The sequence below is a fragment of the Halomonas sp. HAL1 genome, from assembly GCF_030544485.1.
Taxonomy (GTDB): domain Bacteria; phylum Pseudomonadota; class Gammaproteobacteria; order Pseudomonadales; family Halomonadaceae; genus Vreelandella; species Vreelandella arctica.
Window position 1 is genome coordinate 1,215,260 of record NZ_CP130610.1, and the last position, 14,648, is coordinate 1,229,907.

Annotated in this window: 8 protein-coding genes; 7 read left to right on the forward strand and 1 reads right to left on the reverse strand. The window is 56.1% G+C overall.

The features are described from left to right. The first annotated feature begins 166 nt into the window (after positions 1–166). The gene (locus tag Q3Y66_RS05780) at positions 167–3,358 is read left to right on the forward strand and encodes a DNA translocase FtsK (RefSeq protein WP_008958429.1); all 3,192 of its coding nucleotides are present in this window, start codon (positions 167–169) and stop codon (positions 3,356–3,358) included. A 225-nt stretch (positions 3,359–3,583) separates the two neighbouring features. Further along, a complete protein-coding gene (gene lolA / locus Q3Y66_RS05785; protein ID WP_008958428.1) occupies positions 3,584–4,234 on the forward strand; it encodes an outer membrane lipoprotein chaperone LolA in 651 nt (216 codons plus the stop codon). A gap of 50 nt (positions 4,235–4,284) precedes the next feature. On the opposite strand, the gene Q3Y66_RS05790 is transcribed toward lolA, so the two are convergent. Next, a complete protein-coding gene (locus Q3Y66_RS05790) occupies positions 4,285–5,619 on the reverse strand; it encodes a replication-associated recombination protein A (RefSeq protein ID WP_008958427.1) in 1,335 nt (444 codons plus the stop codon). 237 nt (positions 5,620–5,856) lie between these two features. Here Q3Y66_RS05790 and Q3Y66_RS05795 point away from each other — a divergent pair, with 237 nt between their 5' ends. The 5 genes from Q3Y66_RS05795 to Q3Y66_RS05815 all read left to right on the forward strand — a co-directional run bounded on the left by Q3Y66_RS05795 (position 5,857) and on the right by Q3Y66_RS05815 (position 14,647). After that, positions 5,857–6,402 carry a hemerythrin domain-containing protein gene (locus Q3Y66_RS05795; protein ID WP_008958426.1) on the forward strand — a complete coding sequence of 182 codons (546 nt, stop codon included), beginning with the start codon at positions 5,857–5,859 and terminating at the stop codon, positions 6,400–6,402. Positions 6,403–6,553: 151 nt separating this feature from the next. After that, a complete protein-coding gene (murI, locus tag Q3Y66_RS05800; RefSeq protein WP_008958425.1) occupies positions 6,554–7,351 on the forward strand; it encodes a glutamate racemase in 798 nt (265 codons plus the stop codon). Between the two features lie 50 nt (positions 7,352–7,401). Beyond that, complete coding sequence (gene trmA, locus Q3Y66_RS05805; protein WP_008958424.1) at positions 7,402–8,523, forward strand: tRNA (uridine(54)-C5)-methyltransferase TrmA; 1,122 nt, start codon at positions 7,402–7,404, stop codon at positions 8,521–8,523. A gap of 173 nt (positions 8,524–8,696) precedes the next feature. Then, entirely contained in the window at positions 8,697–13,520 is a 4,824-nt protein-coding gene (locus tag Q3Y66_RS05810; protein WP_008958423.1) for an NAD-glutamate dehydrogenase, read from the forward strand. 110 nt (positions 13,521–13,630) lie between these two features. Then, positions 13,631–14,647, forward strand: a complete 1,017-nt coding sequence (locus Q3Y66_RS05815; protein WP_008958422.1) for a quinone-dependent dihydroorotate dehydrogenase — start codon at positions 13,631–13,633, stop codon at positions 14,645–14,647. Position 14,648 lies beyond the last annotated feature (1 nt).

The following is a 14,648-nucleotide window of genomic DNA, read 5'->3' on the forward strand; positions in this document are numbered from 1 at the left end:
TGCTCCTGTTGCTACGTGCTTTTACTAAGCTCTTGAGATGAGTTCTTGTGCTGAGCTCTTGTATTGAGCGCTTAGATAACAGCTCTGTGACGGCGGAAGGATGCTCGGTATCATGCAAACTCGCAAGTGGATTAAAGACGCCATTGAGGTGTAAAGGGAGAGTCGCTTGAAAGTGAATAAAGCAGTCAACAAGCGAACGCAGCGTAGCGCGCGTCAAACACCACCATCGGCTTCTTCTGCGCGTGTTAACGCCGCAAAGGATAAGGCTCGCCGTTTTGGCCTGCGCTTACAAGGCTCCGTGCGCGAAGGCGTAGTGGTGTTACTGCTAGCGCTGTGTGTGTTTTTATTATTAGCCTTATTTAGTTACCACCCCTCTGACCCAGGCTGGTCTTACCAAGGGCCGGAAACGGACATACGTAACTGGATGGGACAGGTGGGGGCCTGGTTAGCCGATGTTCTCTATTCACTGCTAGGGGCCAGTGCGCTGTGGTGGCCGGGGATGTTTGGTTTTGCCGCCTGGTGGCTGATTCGATCGCGCCAGGTACGTTTTGAACTCGACCCGGTCGCGATTGCCGTGCATGCGGGTGGTTTAGTCCTCCTTATTTTTGGCACCACCATGTTAGGTGCGCTGCACTTTTATCATCCTGACAGTATGCTGCCCTACGCCTCTGGCGGCATTTTAGGGGAAGGCTTGGTCGGTGCGCTAAGGCCTTTAGTAGGCAGTGGCGGCGTTGGCTTAATCGCCGCAGCGCTCATTTTAAGCGGCTTTCCGTTATTTAGCGGCATGTCGTGGCTGCAGGTGGCGGATGAGCTCGGTAAGCGCATATGTCGCCTGGGTGGCTGGCTATCGGCTCGTCGGCAGGCAAGCCGCATGCGCGCAGCGCAGCGAGCGGCCGCGAAACCCGCCCCTGCGGCGAAGTCTCAAGTAAAACCCGAGCTAGCGCCCAAAGCTTCATATGTTGAGGATAAGTCTGCTGAGGTTAAACCTGCTGAAGCCAAGCCTGCTGACGTTAAGTCGACTGAAGCTAGGCCGACTGCTGAATCGGTAGGTGTAGGTAAAAGTGCCACGGGTCGCGAACGGCGCGAGCCAGGTTTCTCCATGCCGTTTGATAACAGTGTCACCGACCATTCAGCCGCTACTGAGCACAGCAGCGAGACCACCGATACCTCGATTCCCTGGGAAACTGCGGCTTTTTCAAGCAATAAGCACGTGCCTGCTAAATCACCTGCCGCTACCGAGGAGCCAGCAGTGTCGGCGCCTGCAAAGGCGTCAGTGCCGCCAGTAGATAAAGCCGCAGAAGAGGCGGAGGTGCCGGCACCCCCAGCGCCGCGAGAAAATGCCTTTGTCCAGGCAGAGGAGCCGGCAATAGCGCCTGAGCCCGTTCTCAAGGAAAACGATGAGCCCAAGGAAGCCGACGTCTCCTTCCCGCTACATGCCTCGCGTCAGGAAGCGTCGCCGGCACCTGCTGCAAGTAACTTCTTTGTCAGCGACGAAGCGCCTGATGAGAAAACGCATACTCAGTCAGCGCCTGCTGAACGCCGCAGTGAGCCGACGCTCAGCGAGTCACCTGAAGCTGTTCCTAGGCGCGCCATGGAGCCTGAGCCCGCACGTAAGCCTGAGCGTGTGGCTGAAGTCGTCCCGGAGCCAGTGTGGGACGACGAAGAGATGGACGATGAGTTATATCAGCCAGAGGAGCCAAGCGAACCAGCGCCAGTGCCTACGCCAGCTGCACGCCAAGAGCCCACTTTCTCGCCTGATGTTCAAACGCAAGAATCTGACGAAGGCCCCGCGCTGTGGACCGTGGAGCATTTGCAGAGCCAGCGGCCTGCCTTTGAGACTCTGGACGAGCCCGAAGGCGATGTGCCGAGCCTGCAACTGCTGACACCTGCTGAACCGCATCAGCCCAATTACAGCGATGAACAGTTGGCCGACATGGCCGAACTGCTTGAAGTACGGTTGCGCGAATACGGTGTTAAGGCGGAAGTCGTCGATACCTGGCCTGGGCCCGTGATTACCCGCTTTGAAATCAAGCCTGCTGCGGGCGTGAAGGTCTCCAAGATCAGTAATCTTGCCAAAGACCTGGCGCGCTCACTGATGGTGAAGAGTGTGCGGGTGGTGGAGGTTATTCCCGGGCGACCCACGGTGGGGATTGAAATACCCAACCCCAACCGCGCCATGATCCGCCTGCGCGAAGTGATCGACTCCGACCGTTATCAGCAGGAGACGTCACCGCTCACCATGGCGCTTGGTCAGGATATTGGCGGCAGCCCTGTGGTGGCCAACCTGGGCAAAATGCCTCACTTATTGGTAGCCGGTACCACCGGGTCGGGTAAATCAGTGGGCGTTAACGCCATGCTGATCTCGATGCTGCTTAAGGCGAAGCCCAGCGAGCTGAAGCTCATCATGGTCGACCCTAAAATGCTGGAGCTGTCGGTCTACGATGGTATCCCCCATTTGTTGGCGCCAGTGGTCACCGATATGAAAGAGGCGGCCAACAGCCTGCGCTGGTGTGTGGCCGAGATGGAGCGCCGCTATAAGCTGATGGCGGCCATGGGTGTGCGTAATATCGCAGGCTTTAATGGCCGCCTGGATGAAGCCGAACGCGCCGGTGCCCAAGTGGCAGATCCGTTGTGGGAGCCACAGCCCTGGGAAGTGCACCAGCCGCATCCGGTATTGGAGAAGCTGCCCTATATCGTGGTGGTGATCGACGAATTTGCTGACATGTTCATGATCGTCGGCAAAAAGGTCGAAGAGCTGATTGCCCGCCTGGCACAAAAGGCCCGCGCCGCGGGTATCCATTTGATTCTAGCGACACAGCGCCCCTCGGTGGACGTTGTGACTGGCTTGATCAAGGCCAATATTCCTTCGCGGATGGCCTTTCAGGTGTCATCGCGCATCGATTCGCGCACAATTCTTGACCAGGGCGGTGCTGAAAGTTTGCTCGGGCACGGTGATATGCTCTACCTGCCTGCTGGCTCTGGGCCGCCTAATCGTATCCACGGTGCCTTTGTGGATGATGATGAAGTGCACCGGGTGGTCGATGACTGGAAGCGTCGGGGCGCACCGGAGTACATCGAAGAGATCCTCTCAGGGGGCGTCTCAGCCGATGCCTTGACCGGCCTTGAAGCCGAAGGGAGCGATAGTGACGATGCCGAACAGGATGCGCTTTATGATGAGGCTATCCAGTTTGTTACTGAAACACGCAAAGCGTCGATTTCTGCTGTCCAGCGCCGCTTCAAGATCGGCTACAACCGGGCCGCTCGCTTGGTTGAGGCCATGGAGGGCGCTGGTGTAGTGACCTCAATGGGTTCCAACGGCGCCCGGGAAGTGCTTGCGCCACCTCCGGTAGGCCATTAACCCTTGGTAAGGGGCACAATTATGCAATAAGCGTGGAAGTCGCGCCGCGGGTGAAACCCTGCGGCGTTTTTCACGTCTTAGTCCTACATGAACAGTTGTACATGAGCAGTCATACATGAGCGGTCGGACGGTTAAACTGACGTTACACATTCGATTTTTTTTCTTTGTTTTTACCTTTAATTATTGAGCAACCGTTATCTGGCAACGATTGCCTAGGGAGATCATATGCGCGATACGCTAAAAGGACGACCTTCATCACTGGCATTTGCCGCAAGCGCCTTGGGTTTGACCTTTGGTGCGCCGGTATGGGCGGATGATGCCGCTGAACGGTTAACTGAGCGCCTGGATCCGCTTGAGAGCTATCAGGCTACTTTTGAGCAGCAGATTCTTGATGGCAGTGGCGAGCGTCTACAGAGCGCGCGTGGCGAGATGTGGCTTTCGCGCCCTGGGTTGCTGCGTTGGGAAGTGGAAGCGCCGTATTCGCAAACCGTCGTGTCGGATGGCGACGATGTGTATATGTATGATCCCGACCTTGAGCAAGTCACCGTTCAGGCGATGGATGATCGCGTCACCCACACGCCCGCGCTGCTGCTGTCGGGCAGCGTGGATGAGTTAACCGAGAGCTATGAGGTGTTCTACGAGCAAGATGGCGGCGAAGACGTTTTTACGTTGGTGCCTATCTCAGCCGATACGCTTTTCGAAGAGTTAAGCATGGTATTCGATGCTGACACATTGACCGAGCTGTGGATGATGGACAGCACCGGGCAGCGCACGGCTATTACCTTCAGCAACATTACCAGCAACGGCAACATCGACCAGAGCATGTTTGACTTCGAGATTCCCGAAGGCACCGATGTTATCCGCGAACAGCTTTAAATAAGAGCTGTAAGTGTGCAGTAGAGAGGCAGCACACCAGATGAGGCGCCCTAGGGCGCCTCATCTGCTTCCTGATCACGGCTTTCACGCCACGCCATTATTTCTCCAAAGCGCTTCTCCTGACCGAAAGGGCTCGGCTTAAAGAAGGTGGCTTTAGGTAGCTCTTCAGGCCAGCAGTCATGGACGCTACCCGCCGGATAGCCGTCTGGCTCGTTGTGGGCATAGCGATAGCCTTCACCATGGCCCAACTGCTCCATGAGTTTGGTGGGCGCATTGCGCAGGTAGGTTGGCACTTCCACCTGAGGTTGCTGACTTACATACTGCTTGGCCTCACTCCAGGCGCGATCAATGCGGTTGCTTTTAGGCGCCACCGCCAAGTGAATGGCTGCATGGGCAATCGCCCGCTGGCCTTCGTAATCCCCCAGGCGCAGGTAGGCGTCCCAAGCAGCAATCACCAGCGGTAGGGCGCGAGGGTCGGCATTGCCGACATCCTCTGAGGCAATGGCCGTCAGTCGGCGCACCACGTCCAGCGGGTCGCCGCCACCCTGCATGAAGCGCGCCATATACAGCAGCGCGGCATTAGGCCGTGAAGAGCGGATGGATTTGTGGATGGCCGAGAGCAGGTCGTAGTAGGCGTCACCCTGCTTATCGAAAGCGCTGGCTTGGTGACCAATCACATCCGCCAGTACGTCCTTATGGAGTACTTCACGGCCCGCTTCCTGGGTGGCGAAATCACACGCGGTTTCTAATAACCCAAGCGCCCGGCGAGCATCACCTGCGCTGGCATGGGCTAGCGCGCTTAATACTTCGTCTTCAACGTGAATATCGCGTTTTCCCAGCCCGCGTTCAGCGTCGTTAAGCGCTTGGCGCATCACTGTAATCAACTCATCCTGAGTGAGCGATTTCAATACGTAAACCCGTGCACGGGAGAGCAGCGCCGAGTTGACCTCAAATGATGGGTTTTCGGTAGTGGCACCAATCAGCGTGAGCAGCCCCGACTCCACATGGGGCAGTAGGGCATCCTGCTGACTCTTGTTGAGACGGTGAATCTCATCTAAAAAGAGGATGACCGTGGATGACATTTGCTGGGCACGTTCTACGACGGCACGAATCTCTTTCACCCCGGCCATCACCGCGCTGAGGTGCTCCAGGTGGGCTTGAGAGGCTCTGGCTAAAAGCTCTGCCAGCGTGGTCTTGCCCACCCCCGGCGGCCCCCATAGAATCATCGAACGCACGATGCCTGATTCTGCCATACGGCGTAGCGGTTTATCCGGCCCCACCAACGCCTGTTGGCCTACGTAATCGTCCAATTGGCGTGGGCGCATACGAAAGGCTAGCGGGGCGTCTTCTGAAGGTGCTGCGTGGGCGCTATCAAAAAGGTCCATGTAAACTTCCGTTGTCAATCGGGGCGTAGAACTACTTATTTGTTACAAGTGTCTGTGGTAAAGCGCAGCTTGTCGAACTACCTTTGGCGTAACCTAACAGAAAGATGCGCTTGCTAGGATAACGCCATAGAGGCATTGTTAATGATAACGCCTGTTAGTTGCTATGCCCCTATGATTGCATGCCGTCAGCTTAATCAGGCAAAACGGCAGGCATGACACGATAAAGGAGACGGCTCAATGTTAAACCAACTGCGTCTAGATCATGCCAATATGGCCCGGATGCTTCATGTGCTACAGCTGAAGCAAAAAACGTTAGCACAGGGAGAGCGGCCCAACTTCAAGCTGATGCGTGAGGTAGTCGATTACATTTTATCCTACATGGATGGTTTTGCCGCCCCGCTGGAAAAGGTCTGCGTTGAGCGGTTACAGGCTAAAGCGCCCGACCATAGTGCGCTTACCGAACAGATGGCCAATGATTATCGTGAGTTAAAGCCTCGCTTGCAGCGCCTCTCCAGCGATATCGACATGATTCTGATGGACAATGTGCTGCCCATGGATCGTTTTGCTGAAGATCTAAAAGATTATTTAGAGGCGCATCGGGCCTACTTGCGCCACGAGCGTGAAGGGCTGTTCCCGCTAATTGATGAGCACTTTAGTCAAGAAGATATGGAAAAGCTTCGCGAGGCGCTTCCCGCCGGTGCGGAACAAGAGTTAGAGCGCCTGCAGCAAGCCTACCCCGAACTCTACGCCGAACTGCGAGGGGCTGATGTGCCCGCGGTATAGCCCGGAAAAACGACTTAAGCGGGTAGCGACAATCAATAAATTCATAGGCGGGGCATGCTAAACTGGCGGCCCCGTTTTTATTGGGTGTCAGTTTAACCATCGACCAGCTCGGCGCTGATGAATGAAGCAGGATAGTGATGCAAAGAGAGTCATGAAAGGCCCCGTATTAATTTTTGATTCCGGTGTCGGCGGCCTGTCGGTGACGCAATCGCTGCGTCAACACTACCCTGATGCTGCTATGTGCTACGCCTGCGATAATGCTTGGCTGCCTTATGGGCTGCGCGAAGACGCCGCGCTAACCGAGCGCATCGTGGCGGTCTGTCAGGCCGCCGTCGACGCTTGCCAACCGAGCGTGCTGGTTGTCGCCTGCAACACCGCAAGCACCTTGGCGTTGGAGCATCTGCGCCAACAGTTAGCTATTCCCGTGGTAGGTACTGTGCCTGCTATCAAACCTGCGGCTGCGATTAGCCAAACGCGGCATATCGGTTTATTGGCCACCAGGGCCACGGTAGCGCGGCCCTATACCCAGCGCTTAATTGATAGCTTCGCCAGTGACTGTGCCATCACGCGCGTTGCCGCCGATGCCTTAGTGGTGGAAGCAGAAGCCTATCTGGCTGGCATTACGCCCAATACAGAGCGTATGCAGGCGGCATTGGCGCCGTTATGGCAAGCCATCACTGCTCCTGCCGAGCATCCCAAACTAGATACCGTGGTGCTCGGCTGCACTCATTTTCCGCTGTTGAAACCCTGGCTAGAGCAGCTTGCCCCTGCGCCTTTACATTGGATTGATTCTGGTGATGCTATCGCTCGGCGTGTGGCGCAAGTGGTTGATGAGCTATCCAGCGATCACCACGATGGTCGCTGTTATACAACTGCGCCCGCTGCGAATCTGACCGCTGGTTTAGCGCGCTATGGGTTTAAAGCGCCCCAATTGCTAAACGTGCGTTAATGAACATTATTTGTCGCTACTATTTCTGAACCCATTCAAGAGGAGCAGCCTTGGCTATCCCCGTCGTAGAACCTGAGCGTTATGCCGAGCAGTTGGCCGCCAAGCGCGACTATCTGGAAAGTACCTTTGCGCCTTTCCAGCCACCGGTACTGGAGGTGTTTGAATCGCCGCCCGGCTACTACCGCCAGCGTTGCGAGTTTCGCATTTGGCATGAAGAGAACGATCTCTTCTATGCCATGTTTGAGGTCGATCCTGAGAACCCGAAAAATAAGCGCGTCATTCGGCTGGATCAGTACGCCGTGGCCAGCGAGCGAATCAATCAGCTCATGCCACAGCTGCGTGAGGCCTGTCTCGCGTCTGACGAGCTGCGCCGCAAGCTGTTTCAGGTGGAATTTTTAACCACGCTCTCTGGCGAAGCGCTGGTCACACTGATTTATCATCGCCCCTTAGGTGACGAGTGGGAACGCGAAGCGCGCGCGCTAGAAGCTGAACTCGGCATCATGATCATTGGTCGTTCCCGCAAGCAGCGCATTGTGCTGACCCGTGACCATGTCTGGGAGCGCCTAGAGGTAGATGGCCGCACGTTGCACTATCAGCAGGTCGAAAACAGCTTTACCCAGCCCAATGCGCATATCTGCCAAAAAATGCTCAGCTGGGCGCGGGAAGTGACCGCTAAGCAGCAAGATGAAGGCGCAAAGAAAGATCTGGTCGAGCTCTACTGCGGAAACGGCAATTTCACCATTGCGCTCGCCGAGAATTTCCGTCGCGTGTTGGCCACGGAAATTTCCCGCACGTCGGTCGCCAGTGCCAACGTCAACTTAGAAGCCAATGGGGTCACGAACGCGCAGATTGGTCGCATGTCAGCAGAAGAGTTTTCGCAGGCGCTGAAGGGCGAAAAGGCCGGACGTCGCGTGGCGGAAATGGGACTGGATGATTACGATTTTTCCACCGTGCTGGTAGACCCGCCCCGCGCCGGGCTAGATGAACAGAGCTGTGAACAGCTCAGCGAGTATGCTCAGATCGTCTATATTTCATGCAACCCGGCCACATTGGCTGAAAACTTGACCATACTGACCAACACTCATCGGATAGAGCGCTTTGCGCTATTTGACCAGTTCCCGTTTACCGATCACTGTGAATGCGGGGTGTTGTTAACGCGGCGGGACGTTTAAGCAAAAAGTTAATGTTCTAACGGCCTAATGCGTAAACGGTATGCGCCATGAACAACATGTCATGTGATTAGGGACGCGACGATAGGTAGCGTAAGCTAGACGCTATGTTGGCCTAAAGGCCTATTGTCCTTCGTTTTTTGGCCGATTAATGGCCTAGGCAGTCGAGGTGATGGATGCACTACGTTGCGATTGAAGAGAGTCGTCAGGATCTTTTGAAGCAGCTTCAGGAGCGATTATATGCGCGTCTGGAGCCTGCTCGAGCCGCGACAATTGACGCCTTTGCTCGACACTTTTATGCCACCGTGCCGGTGGAGGATCTCGTCGATCGTCGCCTGGACGACCTGTATGGTGCAACACTGTCAATCTGGCAGTTTTTACAGCACCACGACCCCAAAAAACCTAAAGTGCGCGTTTTTAATCCAGACTTTGAAGAGCACGGCTGGCAGTCAACGCATACCTTTGTGGCCGTGCTGCATGAGGATATGCCGTTTTTGGTCGACTCGGTGCGTATCGAGCTCAACCGTCGCGGCTTAACGGTTCACGCGATTCAAAACGCCGTGCTGGCGGTTGCTCGTGATGACCGTCACCAGTTACAGGCGCAGGCCTCACCTCGCGATGAGAACGCGCCGGAAGCCCGCGAGTCACTAATTGTTATTGAAGTCGATCGACACACCGACGTGGCGTTGCTTGAGAAAATCGAAAGCAACCTGAACGACGTACTACGCGATGTGCGCACCGCCGTGGGTGATTACGACGCTATGTGCGCGCAAATTACCGCGTCGATTCAAGAGCTTGAAAAAAATTGCCCGCCGCAGATCGACCCTGACGACCACGAAGAGGCGATTGCTTTCTTAGAGTGGCTGCTCAAGGACAACTTCACCTTCTTAGGCTACGACGAGTATCTACTGGAAGGTAACGAACTGCAGCGCGATGCCAATAGCGTACTGGGCGTGTTCCGACTGGATCAGCCGCGCTACTGCGAGCGGATTCGTACCGAAGAGGGCGTGGATGAGCACAACGACTATGTGCTGGTGCCGCAACTGCTGTCGTTTGCCAAGAGTGCCCATCACTCCCGCGTGCATCGTCCTACCTATCCTGACTACATTACCGTTGATCGTTACGATGACGACGGCAACGTGATTGGAGAACGGCGCTTCTTTGGTCTGTTCACCTCGACGGTTTATAACGAATCACCGCGGAACATTCCGCTGCTACGCCGTAAGCTAAAAGCGGTGATGGATATCGCAGGGTTTAATCCTCAGGGCCACAACGGCAAGCAGTTGCTGCAGGTGCTGGAAGTTTACCCCCGCGATGACCTGTTTCAAATCGACACCGAATCATTGGCGAGCACTTCGCTGGGTATTCTCAATATCCGCGAGCGCCGCCAGGTGCGGCTGTTTATCCGCGCCGATATCAGCGGCAAGTTCTACTCCTGCTTGGTGTTTGTGCCCCGCGACGTATTCTCGACGGATCTGCGCCAGCGAATTCAAAATGTGCTGTGCGATGAGCTGGATGCCCACTTTGGCGATTTCAATACCTACCTATCCGAGTCGGTACTGGCACGCATTCAGCTGATTCTGCGCTTCAACGGCGATGCGCCCAGCGATTACGATCTTAAGCGCCTGGAGAGCAAGGTGGCGCGGCTGGCGCGTAGCTGGCGCGATGACCTGCACAACGCCATGGTGGAAGGGTTTGGCGAAGAGCGTGCCAACCACCTGATGGATCACTTCCGCGAAGCATTCTCAGCGAGCTATCGTGAAGATTTTTCCGCACGCACCGCGGTGTTTGATGTCCAGCACTTGTTAACGCTGAACAACGGCGACGACTTATCGCTGTCGCTCTACCGTCCGCTGGAAGAGCAGGGCGGTGGCGTTAATCTAAAGCTGTTCCATCGCGGCACCCAGATTCCGCTTTCCGACGTGCTGCCGATGATGGAAAACCTCGGCCTACGCGTGATTGGCGAACGCCCCTACGATATCAACTCCCCTGAACAGCGCTACTGGATTCACGACTTCGAGCTTGAGCACAGCGGTGCGGATGTCAGCTTGGGTGATATGCGCGACGTATTTACCGAAGCCTTCAAACGCATCTGGACAGGCGAAGCCGATAACGATGCCTTTAACCGCCTGATTATCGGCGCAGGGCTGGATTGGCGCGAAGTGGCGATGCTGCGCGGCTATGCGCGCTATTTGAAGCAGATCCGCTTTGGCATGTCTCAGGACTACATTGCCGCCACATTGGCCAACTATCCGGCCATCACCCGCGAGTTGGTTGAGCTATTCCGCCTGCGTTTTGATCCTGAGCAGCATGACCACGCCACCGACGAGTGCATCGCTAGCTTAAACGAGCGACTGGAAGGTGTTGCTAGTCTTAACGACGACCAACTGCTGCGTCGCTTTATGGAGTTAATTCTCGCCACGCTGCGTACCAACTACTACCAGCTCGGCGAGGGCGGACGCTTTAAAGACTATATCGCTTACAAACTTGAGCCCTCCAAGGTCACCGGCATGCCCAAGCCGCGGCCAATGTTTGAAATTTTTGTCTGCTCGCCACGAGTTGAAGGTGTCCACCTGCGCGGCGGTAAGGTCGCCCGCGGCGGCCTACGCTGGTCTGACCGCTTTGAAGATTACCGCACTGAAGTGCTGGGCTTGGTGAAAGCGCAGCAGGTTAAGAACGCCGTGATCGTCCCTGTTGGCGCAAAAGGCGGTTTTGTCTGTAAGCGCATGCCGGAGAATGCCAGCCGCGACGTTGTGCAGAAAGAGGGCATCGCCTGCTATCAAATCTTTATCCGCGCGCTGCTGGATGTTACCGACAACCTGGTGGGTAGCGCTGTGGTGCCGCCGGAAAATGTCGTTCGTCACGATGGCGATGACGCCTATTTGGTGGTAGCCGCCGATAAAGGCACGGCGACTTTCTCGGATATCGCTAATGAGATTTCCCTGGAGTATGGCCACTGGCTGGGCGATGCCTTTGCCTCTGGCGGTGCCAACGGTTACGACCACAAGAAAATGGGTATCACCGCCCGCGGCGCCTGGGAGTCAGTTAAGCGCCACTTCAAGAACCTGGATGTGGATACCCAGCGGGATCTGTTCAGCGTGGTCGGTATCGGTGATATGGCCGGTGATGTGTTCGGTAACGGCATGCTGCTCTCCGACAAGATTCAGCTGGTGGGTGCCTTTAACCATCTGCATATCTTTGTTGACCCCAATCCAGACGCTGAAGCCTCCTTCGCCGAGCGCAAACGGCTGTTCGCCCTGCCACGCTCCAGCTGGGAAGATTACAGTCAGGAGCTGATCTCTGCCGGTGGCGGTATCTTTAGCCGCAGTGCTAAATCAATCGTTATTACCCCGGAAATGCAGCAGGTGTTTGGCATCCAGGAAACCCGCCTGTCGCCGAACGAATTGATCCGCGCGATGCTCAAATCTAAGGTGGATTTGATCTGGAACGGCGGTATCGGTACCTATGTGAAGGGCTCCGATGAAACCGATGCCGATGTTGGCGACAAAGCCAACGACAGCCTGCGCATCAACGGCAACGACTTGAACTGCCGCGTGGTGGGTGAGGGCGGTAACCTTGGTTTGACCCAGCGCGGGCGTATGGAAGCCGCCGCCAAAGGCGTGCGTGTCTATACCGACTTCATTGACAACGCCGGTGGGGTGAACTGCTCCGACCATGAGGTCAATATCAAGATTTTGATCGATGAAGTGGTCAAGCGCGGCGATATGACCGACAAACAGCGCAATCAGCTGCTGGCGGAAATGACCGATGAAGTGTCAGAGCTGGTGATTCTCGATAATTACCGCCAAAGCCAAGCGCTGGATCTATCGGCTATCCTTTCTGACCAGTCGATGGGGCCCTACCGCCGCTTTATCAGCGAGCTGGAGGCCACCGGGCAGATTGACCGCGAGCTGGAGTTCCTGCCTGCCGATGATGTGCTCAAAGAGCGAGCCAGCAACGATCAAGGGATGCGTCTGCCCGAGCTATCGGTACTGATCTCTTACGCCAAGAGTACCTTGAAGGGCGACTTGATCACCTCTGACGTGCCGGATGACCCGTATATTCACCGTCATCTGGAGCGGTTGTTCCCCTCGGTGCTGGTTGAGCGCTTTAAAGACGAAATGTACGAACACCGTCTTAAGCGTGAAATCGTGGCAACGCAGGTGGCCAACGATCTGGTCGACCATATGGGTATCGTCTTTGTACGCCGCCTAATGGACTCCACCGGCGCTGGGCGTGCCGACATCGCTCGCGCTTATATTGTGGCCCGCGATAGCTTCAACTTGCCCGGTCTATGGGCGCAAATTGAAGCGCTCGATAATCAAGTGCCGAATCGCATCCAGTACTCAATGATGCTCGACTTGATGCGCCTGATCCGTCGCGCTACGCGCTGGTTTGTGCGTCAGCATTTAGGGCTCTCGACACTGGACACTATCGAGTATTTTGCTCCTCGCCTGGCGCAGTTACAGGAAGGTATTGGTGAGTTGCTCAGCGGTGAAGAGCTTAGCGCCTGGAACTCGCGTCGAGACGAGCTGTTGGAGGCGGGCGTGCCGGATGCGCTGGCATCCACCGTGGCGGCGTCATCAAGCCTTTATGCGGGGCTGGGCATTATCCAGGCGGCGCGCCTGACCAACGAAAAACCCCAACGGGTGGCGGAAGTGCTGTACGAAATTGGCAGCCGCCTGGAGCTGCCGTGGATGATTCAGCAGGTAACTCAGCTGGAAGTGCGCGACGCTTGGCAGGCGCAGGCGCGGGAAACCTTCCGCGACGACATCGAGCGACAGCAGTTGGCACTGACCACCAGCGTACTGAAGCTTGATGCCGGAAGCCGCGATACCCAAGAGCGGGTGGCGCAGTGGTTGGATCAGCACGCCGATCTGCATCGCCGCTGGTGTCGTTTGATTGAAGAGGTGCGCGGCGGTAGTGAAGGGGGCTTTGCGCTCTTCGCCGTGGCGGTACGCGAACTGGTCGATCTGGCTGAAAGCGATAGCGAAGCCTAAATTTACCTAGTGATTCCGCTCTACAAAAGCGCGTCCTGGTTCTCCACCAGGGCGCGCTTTATTGCGTTATACTAATGCCCGTTTTCAGCCCCCGCTTCAAGAGATCCGCTATGTACAACCTCGCCCGCTCACTGTTCTTTCGCGTTGACCCAGAAACCTCTCACGGTATGGCGCTGGGTGCGTTGGATGCACTGCATCGGGTAGGGGGCGTTACACGGCTATTTGGCCAGCCGGTCGAGGATCCCGTCGAACTGATGGGGCTGCGCTTTGCCAATCGAGTAGGTCTCGCCGCGGGGTTGGACAAGAACGCCGACCACCTGGATGCGCTGGGCGCGCTGGGGTTTGGCTTTGTCGAGGTCGGAACAGTGACGCCTAAGCCGCAGCCAGGGAATCCTAAGCCTCGGCTGTTTCGCTTAGCGCAGCATGAAGCAATCATCAACCGCTTTGGTTTTAACAACAAAGGGGTTGCGCATCTGATCCAGCAGGTTAAGCAGCGTCACTACGGCGGCATTGTGGGCATCAATATTGGTAAAAACCTGACGACATCAGTAGAGCACGCCCTGGATGACTACCTGGTATGTCTAGATGCGGTGCACCCTTATGCGGATTACATTGCCGTTAACGTCTCCTCGCCGAATACCCCTGGGCTGCGTACCTTACAGTTTGGTGAACAGCTGGACGCGTTGCTGGGGCCTATTCGCGCTCGCGCCAACGAGCTTGATTCTCAAGCGGGCAGAAAAATTCCACTACTAATTAAGATCGCCCCGGATATGAGCGCGGAAGAAGTGGCGTTGATGGCAGAAAGTATTCAGCGCAATGCACTTGATGGCGTGATTGCTACCAATACGACGGTTTCCCGCGCGGGAGTAGAGGGTGACTCACAAGCGGAGGAGGCGGGTGGGCTTTCTGGAAAACCTGTCTTCGAGGCATCAAATCGCGTTATTCGCCAGTTACGTGAGCATCTACCATCGCTACCTATCATCGGTGTCGGTGGAATCGATAGTGCCGCTGCTGCCCAGGCCAAAATCGCGGCGGGCGCAGATTTAGTGCAACTCTACTCGGGGTTGATCTATCAAGGGCCTAAACTGGTCGGTGAGTGTGCAAGGGCACTGAAAGCTAACGGTTGAG

Excerpts from the sequence above, each read along its gene's own strand:
- Q3Y66_RS05790 (WP_008958427.1), bottom strand. The coding sequence starts at position 5,619 with ATGGACCTTTTTGATAGCGCCCACGCAGCACCTTCAGAAGACGCCCCG.
- lolA (WP_008958428.1), top strand. The coding sequence starts at position 3,584 with ATGCGCGATACGCTAAAAGGACGACCTTCATCACTGGCATTTGCCGCA.
- Q3Y66_RS05795 (WP_008958426.1), top strand. The coding sequence starts at position 5,857 with ATGTTAAACCAACTGCGTCTAGATCATGCCAATATGGCCCGGATGCTT.
- murI (WP_008958425.1), top strand. The coding sequence starts at position 6,554 with ATGAAAGGCCCCGTATTAATTTTTGATTCCGGTGTCGGCGGCCTGTCG.
- Q3Y66_RS05810 (WP_008958423.1), top strand. The coding sequence starts at position 8,697 with ATGCACTACGTTGCGATTGAAGAGAGTCGTCAGGATCTTTTGAAGCAG.
- Q3Y66_RS05815 (WP_008958422.1), top strand. The coding sequence starts at position 13,631 with ATGTACAACCTCGCCCGCTCACTGTTCTTTCGCGTTGACCCAGAAACC.